20 protein-coding genes are annotated in these 23,753 nt (G+C 61.4%); 12 read left to right on the forward strand and 8 right to left on the reverse strand.

What is annotated here, in order from left to right:
- Nucleotides 1–13 precede the first annotated feature (13 nt).
- The 8 genes from urtD (at nucleotide 14) to ureC (ending at nucleotide 6,306) form a co-directional block, all read left to right on the forward strand.
- Nucleotides 14–856, forward strand: a complete 843-nt coding sequence (urtD, locus tag V5E99_RS16990; protein WP_499803477.1) for an urea ABC transporter ATP-binding protein UrtD — start codon at nucleotides 14–16, stop codon at nucleotides 854–856.
- A 187-nt stretch (nucleotides 857–1,043) separates the two neighbouring features.
- Entirely contained in the window at nucleotides 1,044–1,742 is a 699-nt protein-coding gene (urtE, locus tag V5E99_RS16995; RefSeq protein WP_169371835.1) for an urea ABC transporter ATP-binding subunit UrtE, read from the forward strand.
- A gap of 30 nt (nucleotides 1,743–1,772) precedes the next feature.
- Complete coding sequence (locus tag V5E99_RS17000; RefSeq protein ID WP_499803478.1) at nucleotides 1,773–2,612, forward strand: urease accessory protein UreD; 840 nt, start codon at nucleotides 1,773–1,775, stop codon at nucleotides 2,610–2,612.
- A gap of 149 nt (nucleotides 2,613–2,761) precedes the next feature.
- Nucleotides 2,762–3,064: an urease subunit gamma gene (gene ureA / locus V5E99_RS17005; RefSeq protein WP_033055605.1), complete on the forward strand. Its 303-nt coding sequence runs from the start codon at nucleotides 2,762–2,764 to the stop codon at nucleotides 3,062–3,064.
- 9 nt (nucleotides 3,065–3,073) lie between these two features.
- On the forward strand, nucleotides 3,074–3,607 hold the full coding sequence (locus V5E99_RS17010) for a GNAT family N-acetyltransferase (RefSeq protein ID WP_499803479.1): 534 nt from the start codon (nucleotides 3,074–3,076) through the stop codon (nucleotides 3,605–3,607).
- Between the two features lie 6 nt (nucleotides 3,608–3,613).
- Nucleotides 3,614–4,150 (forward strand): GNAT family N-acetyltransferase, encoded by a 537-nt coding sequence (locus V5E99_RS17015; RefSeq protein ID WP_499803481.1) that lies wholly within the window; start codon nucleotides 3,614–3,616, stop codon nucleotides 4,148–4,150.
- A complete protein-coding gene (locus V5E99_RS17020; protein ID WP_030128285.1) occupies nucleotides 4,147–4,452 on the forward strand; it encodes an urease subunit beta in 306 nt (101 codons plus the stop codon). The genes V5E99_RS17015 and V5E99_RS17020 overlap by 4 nt, the downstream gene beginning before the upstream one ends.
- A 147-nt stretch (nucleotides 4,453–4,599) precedes the next feature.
- Nucleotides 4,600–6,306, forward strand: a complete 1,707-nt coding sequence (gene ureC / locus V5E99_RS17025; protein WP_499803586.1) for an urease subunit alpha — start codon at nucleotides 4,600–4,602, stop codon at nucleotides 6,304–6,306.
- 55 nt (nucleotides 6,307–6,361) lie between these two features.
- Here the strand turns inward: ureC and V5E99_RS17030 are convergent, their stop codons facing one another.
- A complete protein-coding gene (locus V5E99_RS17030) occupies nucleotides 6,362–11,626 on the reverse strand; it encodes an NEL-type E3 ubiquitin ligase domain-containing protein (protein ID WP_499803482.1) in 5,265 nt (1,754 codons plus the stop codon).
- A gap of 233 nt (nucleotides 11,627–11,859) precedes the next feature.
- Between V5E99_RS17030 and V5E99_RS17035 the strand changes: the two genes are divergently transcribed.
- Entirely contained in the window at nucleotides 11,860–12,984 is a 1,125-nt protein-coding gene (locus V5E99_RS17035) for a sensor histidine kinase (RefSeq protein ID WP_499803483.1), read from the forward strand.
- 149 nt (nucleotides 12,985–13,133) lie between these two features.
- On the opposite strand, the gene V5E99_RS17040 is transcribed toward V5E99_RS17035, so the two are convergent.
- Both V5E99_RS17040 and V5E99_RS17045 read right to left on the reverse strand, forming a co-directional pair.
- Complete coding sequence (locus V5E99_RS17040) at nucleotides 13,134–13,439, reverse strand: chaperone modulator CbpM (protein WP_499803484.1); 306 nt, start codon at nucleotides 13,437–13,439, stop codon at nucleotides 13,134–13,136.
- Between the two features lie 27 nt (nucleotides 13,440–13,466).
- The gene (locus tag V5E99_RS17045; protein WP_499803485.1) at nucleotides 13,467–14,423 is read right to left on the reverse strand and encodes a DnaJ C-terminal domain-containing protein; all 957 of its coding nucleotides are present in this window, start codon (nucleotides 14,421–14,423) and stop codon (nucleotides 13,467–13,469) included.
- Nucleotides 14,424–14,721: 298 nt separating this feature from the next.
- Here V5E99_RS17045 and V5E99_RS17050 point away from each other — a divergent pair, with 298 nt between their 5' ends.
- Entirely contained in the window at nucleotides 14,722–15,996 is a 1,275-nt protein-coding gene (locus V5E99_RS17050) for an Hsp70 family protein (RefSeq protein ID WP_499803486.1), read from the forward strand.
- 110 nt (nucleotides 15,997–16,106) lie between these two features.
- On the opposite strand, the gene V5E99_RS17055 is transcribed toward V5E99_RS17050, so the two are convergent.
- The 3 genes from V5E99_RS17055 to V5E99_RS17065 all read right to left on the reverse strand — a co-directional run bounded on the left by V5E99_RS17055 (nucleotide 16,107) and on the right by V5E99_RS17065 (nucleotide 18,459).
- Complete coding sequence (locus V5E99_RS17055) at nucleotides 16,107–17,120, reverse strand: AI-2E family transporter (protein WP_499803487.1); 1,014 nt, start codon at nucleotides 17,118–17,120, stop codon at nucleotides 16,107–16,109.
- A 172-nt stretch (nucleotides 17,121–17,292) separates the two neighbouring features.
- Nucleotides 17,293–17,598, reverse strand: a complete 306-nt coding sequence (locus tag V5E99_RS17060; RefSeq protein ID WP_499803488.1) for a PsiF family protein — start codon at nucleotides 17,596–17,598, stop codon at nucleotides 17,293–17,295.
- A gap of 72 nt (nucleotides 17,599–17,670) precedes the next feature.
- Nucleotides 17,671–18,459, reverse strand: coding sequence for an AraC family transcriptional regulator (locus tag V5E99_RS17065; protein ID WP_499803489.1), 789 nt, complete (start codon nucleotides 18,457–18,459; stop codon nucleotides 17,671–17,673).
- Between the two features lie 98 nt (nucleotides 18,460–18,557).
- On the opposite strand from V5E99_RS17065, the gene V5E99_RS17070 reads away from it, so the two are divergent.
- Nucleotides 18,558–19,445 (forward strand): DMT family transporter, encoded by an 888-nt coding sequence (locus V5E99_RS17070; RefSeq protein WP_499803490.1) that lies wholly within the window; start codon nucleotides 18,558–18,560, stop codon nucleotides 19,443–19,445.
- Nucleotides 19,446–19,536: 91 nt separating this feature from the next.
- On the opposite strand, the gene V5E99_RS17075 is transcribed toward V5E99_RS17070, so the two are convergent.
- On the reverse strand, nucleotides 19,537–20,427 hold the full coding sequence (locus V5E99_RS17075) for an alpha/beta fold hydrolase (RefSeq protein WP_499803491.1): 891 nt from the start codon (nucleotides 20,425–20,427) through the stop codon (nucleotides 19,537–19,539).
- Between the two features lie 260 nt (nucleotides 20,428–20,687).
- On the opposite strand from V5E99_RS17075, the gene V5E99_RS17080 reads away from it, so the two are divergent.
- Nucleotides 20,688–21,218: a ferritin-like domain-containing protein gene (locus V5E99_RS17080; protein ID WP_499803492.1), complete on the forward strand. Its 531-nt coding sequence runs from the start codon at nucleotides 20,688–20,690 to the stop codon at nucleotides 21,216–21,218.
- A gap of 97 nt (nucleotides 21,219–21,315) precedes the next feature.
- On the opposite strand, the gene V5E99_RS17085 is transcribed toward V5E99_RS17080, so the two are convergent.
- Nucleotides 21,316–23,391 (reverse strand): AsmA family protein, encoded by a 2,076-nt coding sequence (locus tag V5E99_RS17085; RefSeq protein WP_499803493.1) that lies wholly within the window; start codon nucleotides 23,389–23,391, stop codon nucleotides 21,316–21,318.
- Nucleotides 23,392–23,753: the final 362 nt, after the last annotated feature.

Consider the following 23,753-nt stretch of genomic DNA (forward strand, 5'->3'; position numbering starts at 1 on the left):
GACGGCGGAATTTATGCTCGAACCAGCCTTTTTCCCGGTGGAACCGAACAAGGATGCCGGCACCAGCCGCGACAGTATTGGTTTCGGCCAACGTGCCGGCCCCGGTCTGGATACGCGCCACGGCACCATCCTGACCCTGGAAGACATCAGCGTCAGTTTCGATGGCTTCAAGGCATTGAACGCTTTGAACCTGTACATCGGCGTCGGCGAATTGCGCTGCATCATCGGCCCCAACGGCGCGGGCAAAACCACGCTGATGGACGTGATCACCGGCAAGACCCGGCCGAGCCACGGCAAGGCCTGGTTCGGTGAAACCCTGGACCTGACGCTGATGAGCGAAGTGCAAATCGCCCAGGCCGGCATTGGCCGCAAGTTTCAGAAACCGACGGTGTTCGAAGCGCTGAGCGTGTTTGAAAACCTGGAGCTGGCGCAGAAAACCGACAAGTCGGTGTGGGCCAGCCTGCGGGCGCGCCTGAGCGGCGAACAGCGCGATCGCATCGCCGAAGTCCTGGAAACCATTCGCCTGACCACCTCGGTCAATCGCCCGGCGGGTTTGTTGTCCCACGGTCAAAAGCAGTTTCTGGAGATCGGCATGCTGCTGATGCAAGACCCGCAATTGCTGCTGCTCGACGAGCCGGTGGCGGGCATGACCGACGCCGAAACCGAATTCACCGCCGAGCTGTTCAAAAGCCTGGCCGGCAAGCATTCGCTGATGGTGGTGGAACACGACATGGGCTTCGTCGGCTCGATTGCCGACCACGTCACCGTGCTGCACCAGGGCAGCGTGCTGGCCGAAGGGTCGCTGGAACAAGTGCAGGAAAACGAACGCGTGATCGAAGTGTATTTAGGCCGGTAACACGCACTCTGTAGGAGCTGGTAGGAGCTGGTAGGAGCTGTCGAGTGAAACGAGGCTGCGATCTTTTGATCTTTAGCGACACCAGAAAAGATCAAGATCAAGATCAAAAGATCGCAGCCTCGTTTCACTCGACAGCTCCTACAACGCAGATCAAGAGCGGGATCGTGTGCAACAGAAGGAATTTGAAATGCTGCAAGTCGACAAACTGCACCAGTACTACGGCGGTAGCCACATTCTGCGCGGCCTCTCGTTTGAGGTGAAGGTCGGCGAAGTCACGTGCCTGCTCGGGCGCAACGGCGTGGGCAAGACCACCCTGCTCAAATGCCTGATGGGCCTGTTGCCGTCCAAGGAAGGCGCGGTGAATTGGGAAGGCAAGCCGATCACCACGTTCAAGCCGCACCAACGGGTGCACGCCGGGATTGCCTACGTGCCCCAGGGTCGGGAGATTTTCGGGCGGCTGACCGTGGAAGAAAACCTGCTGATGGGCCTGTCACGTTTTCCCGGCAGCGAAGCCAAGGAAGTCCCGGCGTTCATCTACGAGTTGTTCCCGGTGCTGCTGCAAATGAAACAACGGCGCGGCGGGGACTTGTCCGGTGGCCAGCAGCAGCAATTGGCAATCGGCCGCGCCCTGGCCAGCCGTCCACGCTTGCTGATCCTCGACGAACCCACTGAAGGCATCCAGCCGTCGGTGATCAAGGAAATCGGCGCGGTGATCAAGAAGCTCGCGGCTCGCGGCGACATGGCGATTTTGCTGGTGGAACAGTTTTACGATTTCGCCGCCGAACTGGCCGATCAGTACCTGGTGATGTCCCGGGGCGAGATCGTGCAACAGGGGCGCGGGGAAAATATGGAAGCCGAAGGTGTGCGCGGGCTGGTTACGATCTAGTCTGTAGCGTCCTGACAATAATCAGAAATTATGAATTTACCTGCCCCTATCACGCTGTTCACCCCGAGTTGGCACGCCGAGCTGGAGCTGGGCTACGCCCGTTTCGGCGACACCACGCGCCCGGTCCAGCGCCGCCACCTCGGCCCGCTGCGGGTGCAAAAGCACCTGTACGCCGAAGGCCCCGAGGTCTGCCAGCACATCATTGTCCACCCGCCGGGCGGGATTGCCGGGGGGGATCGGCTGGATATTTCGGCCAGTGTCGGCACTGACGCCTGGGCACAAATCACCAGCCCCGGCGCCGCCAAGTGGTATCGCGCCGCCGGCCCCGCTTATCAGCAGCTGGACTTGAAAGTGGCGGCCGGTGCGACACTGGAATGGCTGCCCCAGGAAACGATAATTTTCAGCGCGGCCCAGGCTGAACTCAGCACGTCAATCGAGCTTGAGGGCGATGCACGGTTGTTTTACTGGGACGTGGTGGCGCTGGGTCGCCCGGCCAGTGGCGAGCGGTTCGACCTTGGGCATTTTCAGGCTCAACTGAATATTCGCCGCGACGGCCAGTTGCTCTGGCATGAACGCCAGCGCATTGTCGGGGCCGACGGTTTGCTCGACTCGCCGATTGGCCTGGATGGGCAACCGGTGTTTGCGACGTTGTTGGTGACGGGTGAGATCGACAGTGAACTGCTGGAAACCTGTCGCTCATTGCCCAACGACGTGCGCGGGGATCTGACCCAGTTGCCCGGGCTGTTGGTGGCGCGATGTTTGGCCAGTGAGGCGTTGTTGGCACGGGGTTGGTTGATCGAGTTGTGGCGGTTGCTCCGCCCTGCACTGCTCGGCCGCGAAGCCGTCCCCCCAAGAATATGGAGCACCTGAAACACAATCCCCTGTAGGAGCTGTGTAGGAGCTGTCGAGTGAAACGAGGCTGCGATCTTTTGATCCTGGCCTTTTGAAGGTCAAGATCAAAAGATCGCAGCCTTCGGCAGCTCCTACGATTTTCATTCTGCCAAAAATGGATTCCAACGATGGACCTGACCCCACGCGAAAAAGACAAGCTGTTGATCTTCACCGCCGGCCTCGTCGCCGAGCGGCGTTTGGCTCGCGGCGTGAAACTCAATTACCCGGAAGCCATGGCCTACATCTCCGCCGCGCTGCTCGAAGGCGCCCGTGACGGTCGCACCGTGGCCGAGTTGATGCACTTCGGCACCACCCTGCTGAGCCGTGAACAAGTGATGGAAGGCATCCCGGAAATGATCCCGGAGATCCAGGTTGAAGCGACGTTCCCCGACGGCACCAAACTGGTCACCGTCCACCAACCGATTGCCTGAGGCCACGCCATGCCTTATCTCATTCGCGATGCCCTGCACGCCGACCTGCCGGCGATCCGCGACATCTACAACGACGCGGTGCTCAACACCACGGCGATCTGGAACGAACAAGCCGTGGACCTGGGCAACCGCCAGGCGTGGTTCAGCGCCCGGCAATCCCAGGGGTATCCGATCCTGGTGATCGTCGACGCTGAGAACACCGTGCTGGGCTACGCTTCATTCGGTGACTGGCGGCCGTTCGACGGCTTTCGCCACACCGTGGAGCACTCGGTCTACGTGCGCAGCGACCAGCGCGGCAACGGTCTGGGCCCGCAATTGATGAGCGTGCTGATCGAGCGCGCCAAGGGCTGCGCCAAGCATGTGATGGTCGCCGCCATCGAAAGCGGCAATGCCGCTTCTGTTCGTCTGCATGAACGCGCCGGTTTTGTGATCACCGGGCAGATGCCCCAGGTGGGCACCAAGTTCGGTCGCTGGCTGGACCTGACCTTCATGCAACTGACCCTCAACCCAGGCGCGGAGCCGCCGCTTGCCAACAAGGAGTGACACCTGATGAACGCCGCCCAACTGCGCCGCGTCAATGTTGAAAGCTTTGCGCACTATCGCCAGGGTTTGATCGATTTGCTGCTGGACGCCGTGGGGTATGGCGCCAGCGTCGGTTTCATGGCCGACCTCGACGCGACTCAGGCCCGGGCCCATTTCGATGAGGTCCAGGCCAACCTGAACCAAGGCAACGTGCTGCTGTGGGTGGTGGTCAAGGACGAACAGGTGCAAGCCAGTGTGCAACTGACCCTGTGCCAGAAAGCCAACGGCCTGAACCGCGCCGAAGTGCAGAAACTGCTGGTGCGCGAGCACGCCCGCCGTCGCGGCCTCGGCCAGCAATTGATGAGTGCCCTGGAGCTCGCCGCCCGCCAGCACAAGCGCGGCATGCTCTACCTCGACACCGAGGCCGGCTCCCCCGCCGAAGACTTCTACAAGGCGCTGGGCTACACCCGCGCCGGGGAAATCCCCGACTACGCCTGCGACCCGGCCGGCAACTACCGGCCGACCGCCCTCTACTACAAGATTCTGCAAGGAGCGAATGGATGATTCCCGGTGAATACCAGATCCAGCCCGGCGACATCGAACTCAACGTCGGCCGCCGCACCCTCAGCCTGAAAGTGGCCAACAGCGGTGACCGGCCGATCCAGGTCGGCTCGCATTACCACTTTTTCGAAACCAACGACGCCCTCACCTTCGACCGCGCCGCCAGCCGTGGCATGCGCCTGAACATCCCGGCCGGCACCGCCGTGCGCTTCGAACCGGGGCAGAGCCGGGAAGTTGAATTGGTCGATCTGGCCGGGCATCGCCGGGTGTTCGGGTTTGCCGGTCGGATCATGGGTGACCTTTAGGTTTTATGCAGCCTGTACCGGCCTCTTCGCGGGCAAGCCTCGCTCCTACAAGTCATGTGTCGTTCGCGCAATCATGATTCGACACGACCCCTGTAGGAGCGAGGCTTGCCCGCGAATGCGATCTCCCATTCAACTAATTTCCAAGGCATGCGCATGAAAATCTCGAGACAAGCCTACGCCGACATGTTCGGCCCCACCGTCGGTGACAAGGTGCGCCTGGCCGATACCGAGCTGTGGATCGAAGTGGAAAAAGACTTCACCACCTACGGCGAAGAAGTGAAGTTCGGCGGCGGCAAAGTCATCCGCGATGGCCAGGGCCAAAGCCAGTTGCTCGCCGCCGAAGTGGTCGACACAGTGATCACCAACGCCCTGATCATCGACCACTGGGGCATCGTCAAAGCCGACGTCGGCCTCAAGGACGGGCGCATCGCCGCCATCGGCAAGGCCGGCAACCCGGACGTGCAACCGAACGTCACCATCGCCATCGGCGCCAGCACCGAAGTCATCGCCGGCGAAGGCATGATCCTCACCGCCGGCGGCATCGATACCCATATTCACTTCATCTGCCCGCAGCAGATCGAAGAAGCGCTGATGAGCGGCGTCACCACCATGATCGGCGGCGGCACCGGCCCGGCCACGGGCACCAACGCGACCACCTGCACCTCCGGGCCCTGGCACCTGGCGCGGATGCTTCAAGCGGCGGACGCGTTCCCGATGAACATCGGCCTCACCGGCAAGGGCAACGCCAGCCTGCCGGAGCCGTTGATCGAGCAGGTCAAGGCCGGCGCGATTGGTTTGAAGCTGCACGAAGACTGGGGCACCACCCCCGCCAGTATCGACAACTGCCTGAGTGTCGCCGACCAATACGACGTGCAAGTGGCGATCCACACCGACACCCTCAACGAGTCCGGTTTCGTCGAAACTACCCTCGCCGCGTTCAAGGGCCGCACCATCCACACCTACCACACCGAAGGCGCGGGCGGCGGCCATGCGCCGGACATCATCAAGGCCTGCGGCTTCAAGAACGTATTGCCGAGTTCAACCAACCCGACCCGGCCGTTCACCCGCAACACCATCGACGAACACCTCGACATGCTCATGGTCTGCCACCACCTGGACCCGAGCATTGCCGAAGACGTGGCGTTCGCCGAAAGCCGTATCCGCCGCGAGACGATTGCCGCCGAAGACATCCTTCACGACCTCGGCGCGTTCTCGATGATCAGCTCCGACAGTCAGGCCATGGGCCGCGTCGGCGAAGTCATCACCCGCACCTGGCAGACCGCCGACAAGATGAAAAAACAGCGCGGCGCGCTCCCGGGCGACGGCGAGGGCAACGACAACTTCCGCGCCAAACGCTACATCGCCAAGTACACCATCAACCCCGCGATCACCCACGGCATCAGCCATGAAGTGGGCTCGATCGAAGTGGGCAAATGGGCCGACCTGGTGCTCTGGCGCCCGGCGTTTTTCGGCGTGAAACCGACGCTGATCCTCAAGGGTGGCGCGATTGCCGCGAGCCTGATGGGCGACGCCAATGCCTCGATCCCGACCCCGCAACCGGTGCACTACCGCCCGATGTTCGCCAGTTACGGCGGCTCGTTGCACGCCACCAGCCTGACCTTTATCAGCCAGGCGGCCCAGGACGCCGGATTGCCCGAAGCCCTGGGGTTGAAGAAGAAAATCGCCGTGGTCAAAGGGTGTCGCGAGGTGCAGAAAACCGACCTGATCCACAACGATTACCTGCCGAACATCGACGTCGATCCGCAGACCTATCAGGTCAAGGCTGACGGGGTGTTGCTGTGGTGCGAGCCGGCAGAAACCCTGCCGATGGCCCAGCGCTACTTTCTGTTCTGACGCGATACAGAAAACCTGTGGGGGCGAACCGCCCACAGGTTTTTTTGCATTGATCTCAAGGCTGCAGATCAACCTCGAACGGCAGTTCAACGCGCGTCAACCTGGCCCGATCCATGGCTTGCTGGGTCAGGGTTTTGAGCAAGTTATCCATCTCCTCGATGGCGCTGTTGAGTTCGGCGTCATACGCCGCGTCGGTCATGATTTGCCCCGGCGCGACCTCGCCCAGTGGTTTGCCCAACGCCTGGGCCAGCTCGGTCAGTTGCTGATCCAGACGCGCAATTTCTTCGGGCGCCAGACCTTCAACGGCGCGTTCATCCATGGCGACTTTGTAGGCCGTGATCCAATCCACCCGGCGCTTGAGAACGTCAAAGTCTTCGGCGTACGTGGTCTCGACCCAGGTTTTCCAGAACGGCTGCTCGGCAATCGCATCGCGCAACAGATCACCTTCTTCCAGCGCCAGCACCCGCTCATACGCGGCTTCGATCATCGCCTCGCTCACGCCGGCAATCGCGCGAAACTGCATGCCCCGCGCCTGCCATGGCAAGTCGAGTCGCTTGGCCAGATCAGTCATGTAGGCCAGGTGCACTTCCACCACATCGATGGTCCCGACCACTTCGCCGTTAGCATCGAGACGTCGAAACGTTTCCTTGGCCGCCAAACGCTCGGAAACCCGGCGCCGGGCGATGGCGTCGAGTTGCCGCAACCGTGATCGGCCCCGGGCCAGCGCCACCAGTTCGGCTTCAATCAGATCGGGATTGGCCAACCGGTAAGCCTCGTGGATCAACACTTCGATGCCCATGGCGTTGAACACCTGGGTCAGCCCGTCCACGCACTCAGTCGGCAACAAGGCTTCGGCGAAGAGTTTTTCCCGCAGTTCGGCGTTTTCGCCCATGGCCTCCAGCATCCGCCAGACTTTGCTGGTCAGGTCGATGCGATAACGACCCGAGGCCCTGAAGTCGGCGGTTTCGGTCAGGCCCCGGATACGATTGAAAAAGGGCTCTGAGCCCCACTCGTCTTCCAGCGTTTCCCAGATATCCAGGCGCCGCTTCCGCTGCGCATCGGACATGCCTTCGGCCCACTGCGTACTGTCCAGCGTGCCTCGGGGCGGATAGGGCCGCTCCGGGTCCATGCCCACCGATTCGATATACAGCCTCAAGCGCTCCAGGATCTGGGCCGACATCCAGCGCGGCCCGCGACTGACATGGGTCCTGGCGATCAGTTCAGCACGGAACGAGCCGGGCGCAACGTCGGGTAAGCGGCGAATGGGGTTGTGGGTCATGTCGATGAAAATATTGCGTGGCCGGGGGCTGGCGAACAGGCCCACGGGCCAGGTTTCAATGCCGGTGTTGTGCAGCACCAGCACCTGCATGCGCGGCATCCGGCTGATATCGGGCAACCGCCGGATCGGGTTGCCGGACAATGACAAGGCGCGCAAGCGCGTGAGCTTTCGCAGGCGGACCACGGCGGTCTCGCTCAGCTCGATTCGGTTATCCCCCAGCATCAGCTCCGTGAGGTAACGCATGTCGCCAATCACCGAGGGCAGGTGATTCAACAGGTTGCTCCCCAGGTCCAGTGAGCGGACGCGATCAAAGGCTTGCAAAAATCCCATCTGGCCGATGTGCAGGCGGTTGTTGCGCAGGCTCAGGCTGGTGACATGTTTGAAGTTGGCGCTCAGCGGTGGCAGCGGCGTCAGGTGATCACCGAGCCCACAACCGCTGAGGTCGAGGTGCTGGGGATGGGCCTCGCCGACGGCCTCGATGCCCCGTGGGCCGATCCGTTGCCAGCAGCGCACCAGCCTTCGGGCAATTTCGTTGCGCGCGGTCCATTCCGCGATCCCCGTCGGGCTGAAACGAAACGCCTTGGTCCTGGAGTTCACCCAGCGTTGCAGGGTGTTGTTCAGATCGCTGAACTCTTTTTCCAGGTCTCCGATTTGCCGTTCGTAGGAGATGCCGCGTTGATAAAACTCCGCTATCAACCTGTCGAGATCGGCCTCGGAGAAACCGGGATAAAGATGCCGTGCGCGATAACGTGCGCTGGTTCCACTCGGCACATGTCGATAACCCTGCATCCCGCCCCGCAACTTCATGGTCTGCGGGTCGTAGGCCGGCTTACGCACGGGCGCGTCCTGCAGGATCTCGGCGAACCGCTCATGGGCCAGGGGTTGGCGCTGTACGGCGTCCTTGAGTTGCGTGCCCTGATTGATCTCGTAGCCCAACGCCTTGCGCTCGGCATCGGGCAAGGCATGCAGCACAGCGCCGTACAGCTCGTCGGCGCCGTGCAGATGCTGATCCTGCCCATCGCGCGCTTCGAACTTGCCTTCGTCATTGAGCACCAGCACTTTGCGGATTGGCGCATCGGCGCGTCCGAGGCTGTCACTCAACTCACCGTTGAACGACAAACGTCGGACCTCGATCCGCACCCTGTCGGACCAACCCGGCAACGCCTCGATGCTGTGCAGCGCCAGACGCTGGGTATCGGTACTGGCCAGGTCGCCCAGGTACAAGCCCTCATACGCCCGCACCACCCGCACCTCGTGCAGCGCCTGGCGAGCCTGGGCTTTGAGGCGCAGGGGTACGCGACCTTTTTGCTCGATGAACCTCAGTTCCTCGGCGCTCGCCTGGCGCAACAGCGTTTCACCGACACTGCCCGGCAGGTTGGGGTACGCCTGCTGAAGCAGTCTCAGGCTGGCCTCGTTCGTCCGCTCGCTGGCGTTGTACAGCGAATCGAACAGACGCCGGGTTTGTCGTCCGGCATGCATGGCCAGGCGTGCGCGCAGTGCATCCAGGCGCGCGGCTCGGTCGGTGGACAGCCGCGTGCCCAGCATGTCGCGCACTTCAGGTTCCTGAAGCGCATCCAGCACAAGTTCGGGCAGTTGCCCGCTGCGTAACTGCGCACGACTGACCTTGATCGTCTGCGCCGCCGTGGCGTCGACATGGCCGTAGGTGATCGACTCGCCGGACAACCCGGGCCCTTCAAACAACTCGATGGCGCGATTCGCGGGCCACCCCGGCAGTTCGGTGACAAAGCTCGGCAGAAAGCCTTCCAGTGCATCGCTCATCCGGTTGTCGAGGATCTGTTGGCTGACGTCCTGCGCCTCGGTGTAAATCCGAAAGCGCTTGAGCGTGTCGCTGAGCAGCGGTGGCGGGCGTTCCCCCTCGGCGTGCATGCGCCGCAGGGCGGTGTGATCCACACCGCTGACCGTGCGCACCTGCGCTTGGCGGGCGGCGGGCAACTCATTCAGCGAATGGCCCAGGCGCTGCCAGACTTTGTCGTCGTCCCACATCAGCGGCCGCTCCAGCTCGCTGCGCCAGGCCCCGGCGCCGTTGTGTGCGAGCCGGGGTTTGTAGGCGTCGGGTCGGCTCGGGTGATCGATACGGTATTCACCGGTGGCCGGGTCGGCGCTGACTCGGTAGCGGGCGTTCTCAAGCGGCAAGACAACGTCGCCATCCTGCCGATGCAGGCCCAGGGCATCGGGGCTTACCTCTTTGTCCAAGGGTTTGCCGTGCTGGTAAGGCGTGAGGTCGGGGTTCCACAGGCTGGGCTTGCCACTCGGCAGTTCCACCGCTTGCAGGCCATCGAACACCGGCGACGGCTGGATCGGCGTCAAACCGGTTTTGGGCAAGACGTGGCCGGCGCCCATCATCGCCAACTGCGCGCCGTTGATCAGTACCGAGAGAAGGTGGCCCGACGCTTCGTCGCGGTCGCCCTTGCTCCAGTCCTCGACGCCTTCGACCAGTTCCTCCAGCAATTGCGCAGCCATGATGCCGAGCATGGCCTCTCCCAGACCCGGCACCAATAGCGCGGCAAAGTTGAAGATGTTCCAGCCAATGCCGAGGTAGCTCGTCAGGCGCTCCCAGCGACTTTTGGCGTCTTCGTCACCGGTGGGCACGGCAATCTGTCGGGCGTCGGCAATGAGTTTGGCCCGGCGTTCGTTGAAAACGCTCAGCCACAGGTCGCCGGTCAACGGATTGGTGATGGGCTCGGGGTCGGGATTCTCGACGGCCGTTTCACGCCACCAGGGGCCCATGTCCAGGGGTTTGCGCTGCTGCCATTTGAAGGTCTTGAAGCGTTCGTTGGCTCTGGCGAAGAACAATCCCTTGTCTTTCTGCGCGACAAATCGGCTGAAAAACGCCTGGTAATCGGCGCGGATCAATTGGCCGGTCAGGGTGGTCATGAACTCAGTGAACGATGCGTATTCCTTCAGGGGATGGTCGGGATCATCCGGGATGTAAACGACCAGATGCCCCACCAATCGGCTCTGGTTGTAGGTGTCCTGACGACGCGCCAGTTCCTCGGACAGGCCTTTGGGGCCATTGGCGAAAAACGCCTTGAGCAGCTTGAATCGCTCCAGGTCCTGACTGGGCAGAAAAGGCACGGAGTTCGAAACATCGAGCAGCGCCTTCAGGGCCGGAGACGTCATCTCGTCCACGGCGTTCTTGACCCAGGTCGGCTCGGCCACGGCACTGAACAGGGTGATGCCGCTCAGCCGAAACCCCATCAGCGACAACCGGTGATTGAGCATCGGCGCGCCATACAAGGCGCGCCCGGGTTTTGCGTCGTGCACCGCCAGCATCTGGCTGAAGGCGTGGGAGGTGATGTCGCCCTTGAGGTACGCGGTCAGCGCCGCGAGTTTGAACGCGGCTTTGGCGCTGTCCACGGATTGTTGGTGCAGCGTCTCTTTCGCGGACGCCGCATCGGGCAGGAACACTTGCTTGAGATGCGCCTGGTATTGCGCACCCAGGTCCAGTTGCCGACACAGGGTGACAAACCGCGCCACGCTCAGGGAATGCCGCAGCGGTGCACCCTCGGCGTCGAGGGTAAACACGCCGGAGCCGTCGCCGAACGCGTCGGTTTCGGCTTCGCGGGCTTCGAAGTTGTGCAGGGCCGCGTCCAGCAAGGTCATGTGCCGGGAATGAAATGCACCGCTGCTGATCCCCAGTATTAACGTGTCGGGAACATATAAGCGCAGTTGGGCGGTACGGACATCCAGTTCGACCTTCAAGGTTTCTTTCAAGGCGTTCGTTAAAAGTGGTTCGGCAAACTGTCGAACATCCTGCTGCAACTGACCGGTCAACCCTTCAAGTTGCCCCTGTAACAACCAACGGCGACCAAATAGCTCCTTGAGCTGGTCGCGATCGATTTTTCGCGCCTTTAGGTACCATTCGGGAAAGCCGCCCTGGGCGGGCGCCTCACTTATCCAGCGGTCGGCGGGCATCAGCGCTTTCGAGTTAAGGATGGTTTGCCTGACACGTTGGCCATGCGGCCCCTGCCCGGTGTTCTCTGGATCAAGGGCCGGCGCCCCTGTTTGCACGTCTGACATAGCACAATCGTCCATGATTATTTGAAGCGTCAGGCTAGCGAACATCGACGATGAACAATAATTCAAAAACTGCCGGGTTAACCTCAGGGAAACGTTGCCGACCCTTCAACAATTGAGTAGTCGGCTATACATAAGTACCGCACCTGCCCAACGCAGATCGGCAGTGTTTACCTGACCGGTAAGGCGCTAAGATGCGCATCACTGTCCGCCATCCCTGCTCAGGATTCTGCTCCATGCGCTTAAGCGAATTCATTGTGGTAGAGGTTGATCATATCGTTGACGAGTGGGAGCAGTTTGCCCGCGACCTGACGGCCGACGAGCCGTTGGACCGCGTCACGCTGCGCGATCATGCGCGATCGATCCTGCTGGCCGCCGCCCGGGACATGACCACCGCCCAGACCGCCCAGGAGCAGGCCGCCAAGGCCAAGGGTGACGGCCCGGAGAAATCCCCCAGCCTCGATCAGGCCGCCGCCAGCCATGGCGAGTTGCGGCACAACGTCGGGTTTGATCTGGTGCAGATGACCTCCGAATTCCGTCACCTGCGTGCCTGCGTGATTCGTCGGTGGGTCAACAGCCTGGCGTCGCCGGACATGGCCTATTTCCAGGACATGATCCGTTTCAACGAAGCCATCGACCAAGCCCTGGCCGAGTCCACCGCAGCCTATGCCGAGCAGGTCACGCACTCGCGGGACATCTTCCTGGCGATCCTCGGCCACGATCTGCGGGCGCCCTTGCAGGCAGTGAGCCTGTCGACCGAGATGCTGCTGCGCAAAGCCAACCTTGAAGGCGACGCCCTGCTCTGCGCGCAACACATCAAGCGTGGCACCCGGCACATGGCGGTGATGGTCAGCGACTTGCTGGAACTGGTGCGCAGCCGACTGGGCAAGAGCCTGCCCATCGAGCCGGTGGCCATGGACCTGGCCGAGGCCGCCCGCGAGGCCATCGCCCAAGCCTGCGCCGGCAACCCGGAGTGCGATCCAACGCTCAAGGTGACGGGTGATACCCAAGGGGTCTGGGACGCCGGGCGGCTGGATCAACTATTGCAAAACCTGATTGGCAACGCGTTGCAGCATGGCTCGGACAAGCGCGACGTCACCGTCACCCTCAGCGGCGAGGCCGAGGCGGTGCGCCTGTCGGTGCATAACAATGGCGTACCGATCCCGGAAGACGCGATCAGTACGATTTTCGATCCACTGGTGCGCAGCGCCGACGAAGAACTCGGGCAGCCGTCAACCAGCCTGGGGCTCGGTTTGTTTATCGTCAGGCAAGTGGTTGATGCGCATCACGGAACGATAGAAGTCAGTTCCAATGAGGTCGATGGCACGGTGTTTATGGTGGTGTTACCGCGCCAGGTCTGACAGCACCGGCTCACAACGGATCCCCCCCCGGGGGTAGGAGCTGCCGAAGGCTGCGATCTTTTGATCTTGATTTTCATTGGCCTGTCGGGCGCCAAAGATCAAAGACAAGATCAAAAGATCGCAGCCTTCGGCAGCTCCTACAGAGGGTGTTATTCGACGACCAGCCGCCCAAGTCGCTGCTTGAGCATGCGGTTTTCGGCCCGCAATTGCTGGACCTCTTCGAGCAGATCCAGCGCCAGGGCGACGCCTTCCCATTCCAGCTCCAGGTCGCGCCGCAGCTTGGCGGCGCGCTTGGCCAGGGCCAGTTCGTAATCGTTGAAACGCCAGTCCTTGGGCAGTGCGCCCTGAGGTTCGAGGATGCCGTGTTCGACGATTTCGATCACGTAGACGTCCGACAACTCGGTCGCCTCACAGAATTCTGCCATGTCCAGTTGAACGATCAGGGGACTGCTCATAGTCAGTAGCTCCAGGGTTCTAGCGGATCAAAAGTTTTCTCGCGGGTCGAAAGCGGCTTTCTTCGCCAGTTCCTGCCACAACGCCTTGACCTCATCGTCCGGGGTTTTCGGCATGACGGCTTTCAACTGCACGAACAGGTAGCCACGTTCGCCCTTCTTGTTCAGCAGGCCATGGCCCTTGGCGCGCATGCGCTGGCCGTTCTGGCTGCCGGCCGGGACCTTGAGGTTGATCTTGCCGGTCAGGGTCGGCACCGCCACTTCAGTACCCAGCGCCAGTTCCCACGGTGCCAGCGGCAGCGTGATGATCAGGTTTTCGCCTTCGACGTCGAATTTAGGGTGCGGCGCGAAGCGGATGATCAGGAACAGGTCGCCATTGGCGCCGCCACCGACACCCGGGGCGCCCTGGCCCTTGAGGCGGATACGCTCGCCATCGGTCACGCCCGCCGGGATTTTCACGTTCAGGCTTTTGCTGGTGTTGCTGACGTGCTGGCCGGCCGCGTTGTACTGCGGCACCTGGAAGGTGACCTTCTTCGATTCGTTCGAAAGGGTTTCTTCCAGAAAAATCGGTAGTTCCATTTCCACGTCTTGCCCTCGACGTCCGGTACTGCGACGCGACTCTCCACCACCAAAACCAGGCCCACGGTTGCCGAAGATCGAACTGAAGAAGTCCGAGAAATCGCCCGTGTCCTGACCGCCACCGAAACCGCCGCCAGCGGCGCCTCCACGCCCCTGCCAGCCTGGCGGGCCCTGGAACGGTTGACCATGCTGGCCGTATTTGCGCAAGTCGTCGTACTCGGCGCGCTTGTCGGCACTTTTCAGCGCTTCATAGGCCTCCGAGGCGTCCTTGAACTTGGCCTCGGCGTCCTTTTCCTTACTGACGTCGGGGTGGTACTTGCGGGCCAGCTTGCGATAGGCGGCTTTAATCGTCTTATCGTCTGCGGTCGGTTCCACACCGAGAATCTTGTAATAGTCTTTGAAGTCCATCGCGGGAATCACCATCCGTTATCAAAATCGCGCCACCACCGGCAGCATGCGCGCATTTGCAGGCGCCAGGTTGACCGATCTCAAGGTTGTGACCGGGCAGCGCATCAGAAGTTTATCGGCAGCGGACGGCGGTTCTTGCGACCGCCGGATGGCTGCCAGGGCCAATGCAAACAAGTTTGGGGCATGTCGCCAGCTTATCAAGGCGCTATTCGCGGTGATTTAGCGGATAGTCGGCCTTCGAATCTGCGCCGCACTGGCATACACTGCGCGGCCGTTTTTTAACCGGAACTCGAAAGACATGAAAAACGCATCTCCGGCCCGTGCCTGCGGTATCGACTTCGGCACGTCCAACTCCACCGTCGGCTGGCTGCGCCCCGGCATGGAAACGCTGATCGCGCTGGAGGACGACAAGATCACCCTGCCCTCGGTGGTCTTCTTCAACATCGAAGAACGCCGCCCGGTCTACGGCCGGCTGGCGCTGCACGAGTACCTGGAAGGCTACGAAGGCCGGCTGATGCGCTCGCTCAAGAGCCTGCTGGGTTCCAAGCTGATCAAGCATGACACCAGCGTCCTCGGCACGGCGATGCCGTTCAAGGACCTGCTCGGCCTGTTCATCGGCCAGTTGAAGCAGCGCGCCGAAACCGCCGCCGGTCGGGAATTCGATGAAGTGGTGCTGGGGCGTCCGGTGTTCTTCGTCGATGACGATGAAATGGCCGACCAGGAAGCCGAAAACACCTTGGTCGACGTGGCCCGGGCCATTGGCTTCAAGGACGTGTCGTTCCAGTACGAGCCGATTGCGGCCGCATTCGACTACGAGTCGACCATCGAAAAAGAAGAGCTGGTGCTGATCGTCGACATCGGCGGCGGTACGTCCGACTTCTCGCTGGTGCGCCTGTCCCCTGAGCGCCGCGAGCACGACAACCGTCACGATGACATCCTCGCCACCGGCGGCGTGCACATCGGCGGGACCGATTTCGACAAGCAACTGAGCCTGCAAGGCATGATGCCGCTGTTCGGCTACGGCAGCCGGATGAAGAGTGGCGCCTACATGCCCACCAGCCACCACATGAACCTGGCGACCTGGCACACCATCAACTCGGTGTACTCGCAGAAATCGACCCTGGCCCTGGGCAGCATGCGCTACGACATCGAAGACACGGGCGGCATCGATCGCCTGTTCAAGCTGATCGACCAGCGCGCCGGCCACTGGCTGGCCATGGAAGTGGAAGAAACCAAGATCCAGCTGACCCACGCCGACAGCCGTCACGTGCCGCTGGACCGCATCGAGCCAGGCCTGAGCGTGGAACTGACCCGCGCCTTGTTCGAATCGGCCATCGACAACCTGCTGGAACGGGTGCGCAACAGCGTCACGCAGTTGCTGACCGATGCCAACGTGCGGGTTGATCAGGTCGATACGGTGTTCTTCACCGGTGGTTCGAGCGGGATTCCGGCGCTGCGCAACAGCGTTTCGGCGATGCTGCCGAACGCGCGGCATGTGGAAGGCAACATCTTTGGCAGCATCGGCAGTGGCTTGGCGATTGAAGCCATGAAGCGTTACGGTTCGATGGACTGATCCAGCACCGAGTTGCGTCCTTCGCGGGCAAGCCTCGCTCCTACGCGATCCCCTGTAGGAGCGAGGCTTGCCCGCGAAGAGGCCAGATCAGGCAATACACATCGACCTGATCAAACCATCCCCACCAGCTTCAATTCGCTCTTCAGATACGCGTAATAAATCGGCCCCGCCACCACCCCCGGCAGGCCGAACGCGGCTTCGAACACCAGCATCGCCAGCAGCAACTCCCACGACTTGGCACTGATTTGCCCGCCGACAATGCGCGCGTTGAGGAAGTATTCGAGCTTGTGGATAAAGATCAGGTAACCCAGCGCCGCCACCGCGACCCAGATCGACAGCGACAAACCGACGATGGTGATCAGCGTGTTCGACATCAGGTTGCCGATCACCGGCAACAGACCGAGCAGGAAGGTCAGCACGATCAGGGTTTTGGTCAGCGGCAGCTTGATGCCGAACATCGGCAGGATCACCGCGAGGAAGATCGCGGTGAAGAAGGTGTTAAGCAGGGAAATCTTGATCTGCGCGAACACGATGTTGCGGAAGGCTTGCACCAACAGGTGCAAACGGTCGAACAACGCGGCGGCCAGCGGCTTGCGCTTGGTCACGTCCGGCACCCGTTGCAGGGCGATGATCGCGCCCAGCACCATGCCGATCAGCAGCGTCACGAACATGTGCGCCGCGTCCTTGCCCACCAGTTGCAAGTCGCTGAGGTGTTTGCTCATCCATTCGCCGATGGCCACCCGGAACTCGGCCGCGCTGGCGGGCAGGTAGGCGTCGATGAACGGCGGCAATTGCCCGCGCGCGCGGTCGACCACGCCCATGAATTTGTCGAGGGAAGCCCCGGGGTTTTCCGCTTCGTGCAGCAAAAAGCTGATGGCGCCGGCGAAGATCAGCGCCAGCACGCTGACCACCAACGTGCCCAGCAACGCCACCGCCAGCCAACGGGCGCGGCGGCCTTCGATCAACCGCTGCAATTGCGGCGTGAGCATGTTGACCAGTTCGAACACCAGCAACCCGGCCAGCAGGCTCGGCAGCAGGCGCAAAGGGATGACCAGTAGCAAACCACCGAAGATGATGACCCAACTGATTAACAGCAAGACGTGACGTTGAGAAAACGTTGGCATACAGCCTCAAAACGAACGGCGTAAAAGGATGGGCAGTCTGCCAGCGTTCCGGCGGTGAAGCGAGCGGATGACTCACGAACGGTGTCGCGGCGAAAAGATCGCAGCCTGCGGCAGCTCCTACAGGGGTCACGGTCTCATGTAGGCGCTGCCGAAGGCTGCGATCTTTTGATCTTTATTTTTTCTTCAGGCAATCACTCATGAAGGCTTTGCGCGCATCGCCCTTCAGCGCCTGAGTGGCGGCGGTGGCGTTGCAGGTTTTCATTTTTTCTTGCTGCGGGGTCAGGACTTTGGCGTCATTGGCGGCCGGCGCGGCTTTGAGGCAGGTGCTCATGAATGTTTTGCGCTCATCGCCCTTGAGGCTTTTCGCGGTAGCGTCGGCATTGCAGGTGGTCATTTTGTTCTGTTGGGCCGTGGCGGCGAAGCCCTGGGAGCAGAGCAGCAAACCGATCATCAACAAAGGGACACGCAACATCTTCATGGAGTTTTCTCCTTGTTGCCGCACCGATGGATGCGGCCTCGCCCTGAAGTGTAGACAAAGCCCGTTACACCTTCACCTGATCTCTAAATGGCTGCGTCGATACTGTTCCGGCGTGCACCCGGCCTGGCGCTGAAACATCGCGATAAATGCCGAGCCGGTGCTGTAGCCCATGTCGAACGCGATGTCCTGAATGCTGCGCTGGCTGTCCAGCGCTTCGATGGCCGCGAGAAAGCGCAGGCGTTGCCGCCACTCGCCGAAACTCATGCCCAACTCACGCACGAACTGCCGGGCCAGGGTCCGTTCGCTGACATGAATCTGCGCCGCCCAGTCAGCTAATGGCCGGTTATCCCCTGGCTCGGCCTGCAACGCTTCAAGTATCCCGAGCAGCCCAGGGTTGCTGGCGTAGGGCAAATAACAGGCGTGCTCCGGCGCTTGTTGCAGCTGATCCACCAACACTTGAGCCAGACGCACATCGGTTTCGCGCTCCGGGATTTTCACGTCCCGGGCGGCGAAATCCTTGAGGATGGCTTTAAGGATGTCGCTGATGGCCAGGGTGCAGGCCTGTTGCGGCAAGTCCCGGCATATCGACGGCGCCAAGCACACCGCACGGTAGTTGATCGGCTGGTTGCTGTAGAAACTGTGTTCGGTCTGCGGCGGCACCCAAACCGCGTACTGCGGCGGCGACATGAAGCGGCTGTTGCCGATTTCCATGTGCAACACGCCGTTGGCCGAATATTCCAGCGTGCCCCACGGATGGCGGTGGGCCGAGGCGTATTCGTGGGTGTCGAAGTCGGCGTAGCGGAAGTACACCGGGGCCGGCAATTCGCTGAAATCCAGCAGATCGATGTGTTTGCTGCTCATGCTGTCCGTCATCCGGGGCCGATTGTCTGGATCGCAGTATAGGCTTGCATCCAGACAGGCGGATAATTGCCGCTCATCAACGTTCTGGTTTTTCCCTCATGCAATACGCGTATCCCCTGCTGGCCATTTTCATCTGGGCCGGCAACACCGTGATCACCAAGATGTCGGCCGGCGCGATTTTCCCCGCAGAGATCGGTTTCTACCGCTGGCTGCTCGCCGGGATTCTGTTCACGCCTTTCATGCTCAAACCGGTGATCGCCCACTGGCCGCTGATCCGCCCGAACCTGGGCAAGATTTTCATCCTCGGCGTGCTCGGCATGGCGGTGTATCAGAGCCTGGCGTATTTCGCCGCGAGCCTGACCTCCGCCACCAACATGGGCATCATCCTGTCGCTGATGCCGCTGATGTCCCTGACCATCGCCATGATCAGCCTCGGCCAACGCCTGACCGCCGGCGCCTTAGCCGGGGCGGTACTGTCGTTTGCCGGCGTGCTGGTGGTGGTGTCGTCCGGCAGCCTCGGCGCGTTGCTGGAGCACGGGGTGAACATGGGTGACGCGATGATGCTGATCGCGACCCTGGCCTACGCGATCTACAGCACGCTGCTGAAAAAATGGCAGCTGCGCCTGCCACCGCTGGTGTTGTTGTATATGCAGGTGTGGGTGGCGGTGCTGGTGCTGTTTCCGCTGTTTGTGATCTCGCCGAAAATCGGCCCGACCTTGCAAAACATTCCGCTGGTGCTTTATGCCTGCCTGCTGGCCTCGATGATCGCGCCACTGGCGTGGATGCAAGCCGTGGTGCGCCTGGGCCCGAGCCGCACCACGCTGTTTTTCAACCTGTTGCCGTTGATTACCGCGCTGATCGCGGCGGTGGTGCTGCATGAGCAGTTGGCGCTGTATCACCTGGTCGGCGGGGTGTTGACGTTGAGCGGGGTGATTCTTTCGGAGCGGTGGACGACGGTGTTGGGCCGCAAAATCGTCGTCGCTTGATCGATCGCCATCGCGGGCAAGCCTTGCTCCTGCAACGGATCGACGCTAAACCGTAGGAGCAAGGCTTGCCCACGATGAACGATGACGCGGTCTAAACGCCTGCCGCTTTCAGGCGGGCCGCATGCTCGACAAACAACCGCACCGGGTCCGCGCCCTTCCCCACCAGCCCCAGCGACTGGTTAACAATGTCGAAGTGATCCATCGGGTATTCATCGCCAATCACCGTCCCCAGGTGCGAGCTGTAACGCCCGACCATTCCGTCGCAATGCCCGGTTTCGCGCACGAAGGTTTTGGCGAACAAGCGGCAACTGCGATTCGTCCCATCGAACAGATTGCCGCCGCGATCAGTCTTGCCCGGCTGCAAGGTCCCGGACCACGAGTAATAGCGCACACCGTTGACCTCTTCCGGGCCGTGCCCGCCCCAGGTTGGCGGCAAGCCCTGTGGATAACGCTGGTTGAACAGCGCCACGCCTGCCGTGGTCAGGGATTCATGGGAGGCGTGAATATCCACCGGCAGTTTCGGCCCGCGATAACCGGTTTCCAGCAGGCTCATCACCGCGCCGATCATCCGCAGCAAGAAGGCGAGTACACGGCCCTTTGCACTGTCCGCCGGGTAGTGTTTGTGCAGGTAATCCGCCAGTTCCGAGCCGTGATTGGGCCCGGCCACCGACGTCACCGAGGCCACTCGGTCCGGGCGCTTGGCGGCGGCATAGCGCGCCGTCAGCGAGCCCTGGCTGTGGCCGATCAGGTTGACCTTTTCGGCGCCGGTTTCGCGCAGGATCTCGTCGATACGCGCCAGCAACTGCTCGCCCCGCACCTCCGTGGAGTTGAGCGGCGACACCTGCACCGCCACCACAGTCGCCCCACCCCGGCGCAGCGCCGAGATGATCCCGTACCAGTACGGGTACAGCACCAAACGGATAAACCCGAGCATTCCGGGGACCAGCACCAGCGGGTAACGCGTGGCGGAACCTTGCGACATGGGCGGACATCCTTGTAATCGGTGAGGTGACGCAAGGCGGGATGCAAGACATCAGCCAAGCATCCCCAGCGAAGATGACCAGTCTATGACAGCCGCCACTCGCGCTTTACTTCAACCCCCACTACGGCGACAGCCCGTCAACACCCTGACCACTCGCTCAATTGCATAAAACTTTTCGCAACGCTCATTACTCACACCTTAAGTAGCGATCACGTCCCCAGAGGCGTGACGTCAACCGGATTAGCCTCCAGGAGATCGAGATGAGCGGCATGCATTTGTCTGATGTAACCACCCTGCGTGAGCGGGCCCGTAAAAACGTCGAAAACGGCGCCGTGACCGAAAGCTACAGCGCCGATATCGACGAAGTGCTGCGCCTGCTCAACGAATCGCTGGCCACCGAACTGGTCTGCGTGTTGCGCTACAAGCGTCACTACTTCATGGCCAACGGCTTGAAAGCCCATGTCGCCGCCGAAGAGTTTCTGGAACACGCGAACCAGGAAAGCGAACACGCCGACCGCTTGGCCGAGCGCATCGTGCAATTGGGCGGCGAACCGGAGTTCAACCCCGACCTGCTGTCGAAAAACTCCCACGCGCAATACGTGGCCGGCAAAAACCTCAAGGAGATGGTCTACGAAGACCTGGTCGCCGAGCGGATCGCCATCGACAGCTACCGCGAGATCATTCAGTACATTGGCGAGAAGGACCCGACCACCCGGCGCATCTTCGAAGACATTTTGGCCCAGGAAGAAGAGCATGCCGATGACATGGCTGACATCCTGAAAGACCTTTAAGCCTTAACAGCAAAAAAGATCGCAGCCTTCGGCAGCTCCTACATGCGAACGCGTTCCCTGTAGGAGCTGCCGAAGGCTGCGATCTTTTGATCTGCTCTTATTTGGTAGGCTTCACGGTCACCGGTGCCTTGCCCGCCTTCATCTGTTCCAGCAACGGCGCACACTGGTTCGGCTCGCCGCCACTCGGTGCCACCAACGCCAACAACCCCGCCGCAGGCGCCGCAATCACGCCCAGCGCCACCATCCCGGCCCCGCGCAGCAACAGCGGCACCGCTTTCACCCCCGCGTCGGGCTTGATGAACTTGCCCCGTACGTACAACGGCGAACGCAGGGAAATCAACCGCCAGCCTTTGGATTCCGGGGTGACGGTCAGGTCCAGTTGCTCGGTCGCCATGTTCGCGGTGCCATCGATGTAGATGATCGCGTTCTCGGTGTCGAAGACAAACAACCGCGTGGTCGCCAGGCCAGTCTTGATATCGAAGTCCGCTGCCGCGCAGTTGATCTTCACTTCCTTGTCGCCAAAGATCTTGCCGACCACGTAATTGCCGACGTTGAGCCCCGCCAGTTCCATCAATTCGCGACTGATGGCGCCGTCGTTGATCAGCATTTTCAGCGTGCCGTTGGCCCCGCCGAGCAACTTGGCCACCGAGTTGCCGCGACCGCTGATATCGGCGTCGCCGTTCAGCTCGCCGAAACTGGTTTTCATCGGCTCGAAGGTCGGGAACAGTTGCTTCAACTTGAAACCCCGAGCAGTGAGTTTCGCCTGACCTTCCAGTGGTTCGGCACGGCCATTGAGGCGGATCTGCGCATCGAGCTTGCCGCCGGCCACGCCGAAACGCAGCGGCTCCAGGCTGAGCAGACCATCAGTCAGCACCAGATGCGTATAGAGATCGGTGAACGGCAGTTTTTCGCTGTGGACGATGCGCTTGCCGGTGAATTCGACATCGGCGTCCATATCCCGCCAGCGCTCGGTCTTAAACTCTTCCACCGGCAAGACCTTGTCGGCCGGCTGCTTGCTTTCACCGCCACGGGCCTTCTGCTTGGCGTTGGAGTCGGCGCCGATCAGCGGCGCCAGGTCGGCAAACAGCAATTGATTGGAAACCAGCGCGCCGCTGAGTTTGGGCCGTGGCTGACTGGCGACGTAAGCCAGGTCGCCATGAATATCGCTGTCACCGATCTTGCCGTTGAAGCCTTCATAGCGGAACTGCGCGCCGGCCGCGTCGTGCAGCTTGGCGGTCAAGTGACCATCGGTAGCGTAGGGCGGCGAGGCCGGCAGGGTGACGCCAGTCAGCGGATAAAGGTTCGCCAGGCTGCTGCCGGCCAGTTTCAGGCGCAAGTCCAGAGCGCCAAGGTTCAGCGGGTCTGTCAGGGTACCGGCCAGCTCGACGCTGGTGTCGGCGATCTTGACCTGGGCTTGCAGCGGAAACGGCTTGGCCGCGTCCTGCAACGCCAGCAGACCGCCGATCTTGCCTTCACCGGCGAGTTTCTGTTGGTGGTATTGACCTTTGACCTTGATCGCGAAGGCGTAGTCCTGGGGTGCTCCACCCTTCTCGATGGCGGTTTTCGCGGCTTTGTCGCCGACGATATCGCTGAAGGGAATCGGTTTGCCCAGCGGATCGATCACCGCGTCGAGTTGAGTTTTCAGGTTCTGGTCGTCGAGGGTCACGTGGCCCTTGTCGAAACCGATGGCGCCGATGTCCACCACCCAGTTCGACGGCTCGGCGTTCGGGTCTTTGGGGTCGAATTTGAAGGTCCAGTTGGCGCGGCCATCGGCCAGGCGCTGGAGGTCGGCGTTCGGTTCGGTCAGGTCAATGCGCGGGATCACCACACGCTGAGCCAGCAAAGCCAGGGGCGAGAGGCGCAACTCGACGCGCTTGAGCGTGACCATCTGCGGTTGCTTCGACCAGTCCGGGTTGCCCAGGCTCAAGTCTTCGGCCACCACGTGCGGCCACGGCACCCAGGCCCGCCAGCCGCCCTCATCAGGTTCGCGCTGCCAGACCACCGCGAGGTTGCCATTAATGGCGAACGGGCGGTGCAGCTCTTCGGAGACTTTGGCGTTGAGTGGCGGTTTGATCCGGTTCCAATCGAAGAACACGATGATCAGCACCAGTATCGCCAGCAACACAACAAGCGTGGCGAAGGTCCAGGTGAAAACTTTTGAAGTGCGCGTCATTGCACAGGGCTCCTGAATACGACTGAGCGCCCTGACTGCGACGCACGTTTGAAACGTTAGGCCCGAACCGGCCTGCTATGGAATGTACGACTGGAAAATGGCCCGCAGGTTTAACCGAAATACCGCTTAACCCTCAAATAATCCATCGGCGACACACTGCGCCCGTCTCCAGCGTTACCGCCCCGCACTTTTGTGCGGCACCAATGGGTCGAAAATACCCACCGCGGTGCAAAACGGCCCGCCGGAAACGCCCGTTCTAGAGCGCCCGCACGGAACAATCAATTCTGTTGATTATTACCATTGCGTTTATGAACTTTTGTATCGACTTATCAAGAGTAGCATTGCCCTCGTACCCACTTTAT

Source organism: Janthinobacterium sp. LPB2021202312-11-4, assembly GCF_037049705.1.
Taxonomy (GTDB): Bacteria; Pseudomonadota; Gammaproteobacteria; order Pseudomonadales; family Pseudomonadaceae; genus Aquipseudomonas.

What these genes read in the sequence shown, in the direction of transcription:
- urtD (WP_499803477.1), top strand. Translation starts at nt 14, where the DNA reads ATGCTCGAACCAGCCTTTTTCCCGGTGGAACCGAACAAGGATGCCGGC.
- urtE (WP_169371835.1), top strand. Translation starts at nt 1,044, where the DNA reads ATGCTGCAAGTCGACAAACTGCACCAGTACTACGGCGGTAGCCACATT.
- V5E99_RS17000 (WP_499803478.1), top strand. Translation starts at nt 1,773, where the DNA reads ATGAATTTACCTGCCCCTATCACGCTGTTCACCCCGAGTTGGCACGCC.
- ureA (WP_033055605.1), top strand. Translation starts at nt 2,762, where the DNA reads ATGGACCTGACCCCACGCGAAAAAGACAAGCTGTTGATCTTCACCGCC.
- V5E99_RS17010 (WP_499803479.1), top strand. Translation starts at nt 3,074, where the DNA reads ATGCCTTATCTCATTCGCGATGCCCTGCACGCCGACCTGCCGGCGATC.
- V5E99_RS17015 (WP_499803481.1), top strand. Translation starts at nt 3,614, where the DNA reads ATGAACGCCGCCCAACTGCGCCGCGTCAATGTTGAAAGCTTTGCGCAC.
- V5E99_RS17020 (WP_030128285.1), top strand. Translation starts at nt 4,147, where the DNA reads ATGATTCCCGGTGAATACCAGATCCAGCCCGGCGACATCGAACTCAAC.
- ureC (WP_499803586.1), top strand. Translation starts at nt 4,600, where the DNA reads ATGCGCATGAAAATCTCGAGACAAGCCTACGCCGACATGTTCGGCCCC.
- V5E99_RS17030 (WP_499803482.1), bottom strand. Translation starts at nt 11,626, where the DNA reads ATGTCAGACGTGCAAACAGGGGCGCCGGCCCTTGATCCAGAGAACACC.
- V5E99_RS17035 (WP_499803483.1), top strand. Translation starts at nt 11,860, where the DNA reads ATGCGCTTAAGCGAATTCATTGTGGTAGAGGTTGATCATATCGTTGAC.
- V5E99_RS17040 (WP_499803484.1), bottom strand. Translation starts at nt 13,439, where the DNA reads ATGAGCAGTCCCCTGATCGTTCAACTGGACATGGCAGAATTCTGTGAG.
- V5E99_RS17045 (WP_499803485.1), bottom strand. Translation starts at nt 14,423, where the DNA reads ATGGACTTCAAAGACTATTACAAGATTCTCGGTGTGGAACCGACCGCA.
- V5E99_RS17050 (WP_499803486.1), top strand. Translation starts at nt 14,722, where the DNA reads ATGAAAAACGCATCTCCGGCCCGTGCCTGCGGTATCGACTTCGGCACG.
- V5E99_RS17055 (WP_499803487.1), bottom strand. Translation starts at nt 17,120, where the DNA reads ATGCCAACGTTTTCTCAACGTCACGTCTTGCTGTTAATCAGTTGGGTC.
- V5E99_RS17060 (WP_499803488.1), bottom strand. Translation starts at nt 17,598, where the DNA reads ATGAAGATGTTGCGTGTCCCTTTGTTGATGATCGGTTTGCTGCTCTGC.
- V5E99_RS17065 (WP_499803489.1), bottom strand. Translation starts at nt 18,459, where the DNA reads ATGAGCAGCAAACACATCGATCTGCTGGATTTCAGCGAATTGCCGGCC.
- V5E99_RS17070 (WP_499803490.1), top strand. Translation starts at nt 18,558, where the DNA reads ATGCAATACGCGTATCCCCTGCTGGCCATTTTCATCTGGGCCGGCAAC.
- V5E99_RS17075 (WP_499803491.1), bottom strand. Translation starts at nt 20,427, where the DNA reads ATGTCGCAAGGTTCCGCCACGCGTTACCCGCTGGTGCTGGTCCCCGGA.
- V5E99_RS17080 (WP_499803492.1), top strand. Translation starts at nt 20,688, where the DNA reads ATGAGCGGCATGCATTTGTCTGATGTAACCACCCTGCGTGAGCGGGCC.
- V5E99_RS17085 (WP_499803493.1), bottom strand. Translation starts at nt 23,391, where the DNA reads ATGACGCGCACTTCAAAAGTTTTCACCTGGACCTTCGCCACGCTTGTT.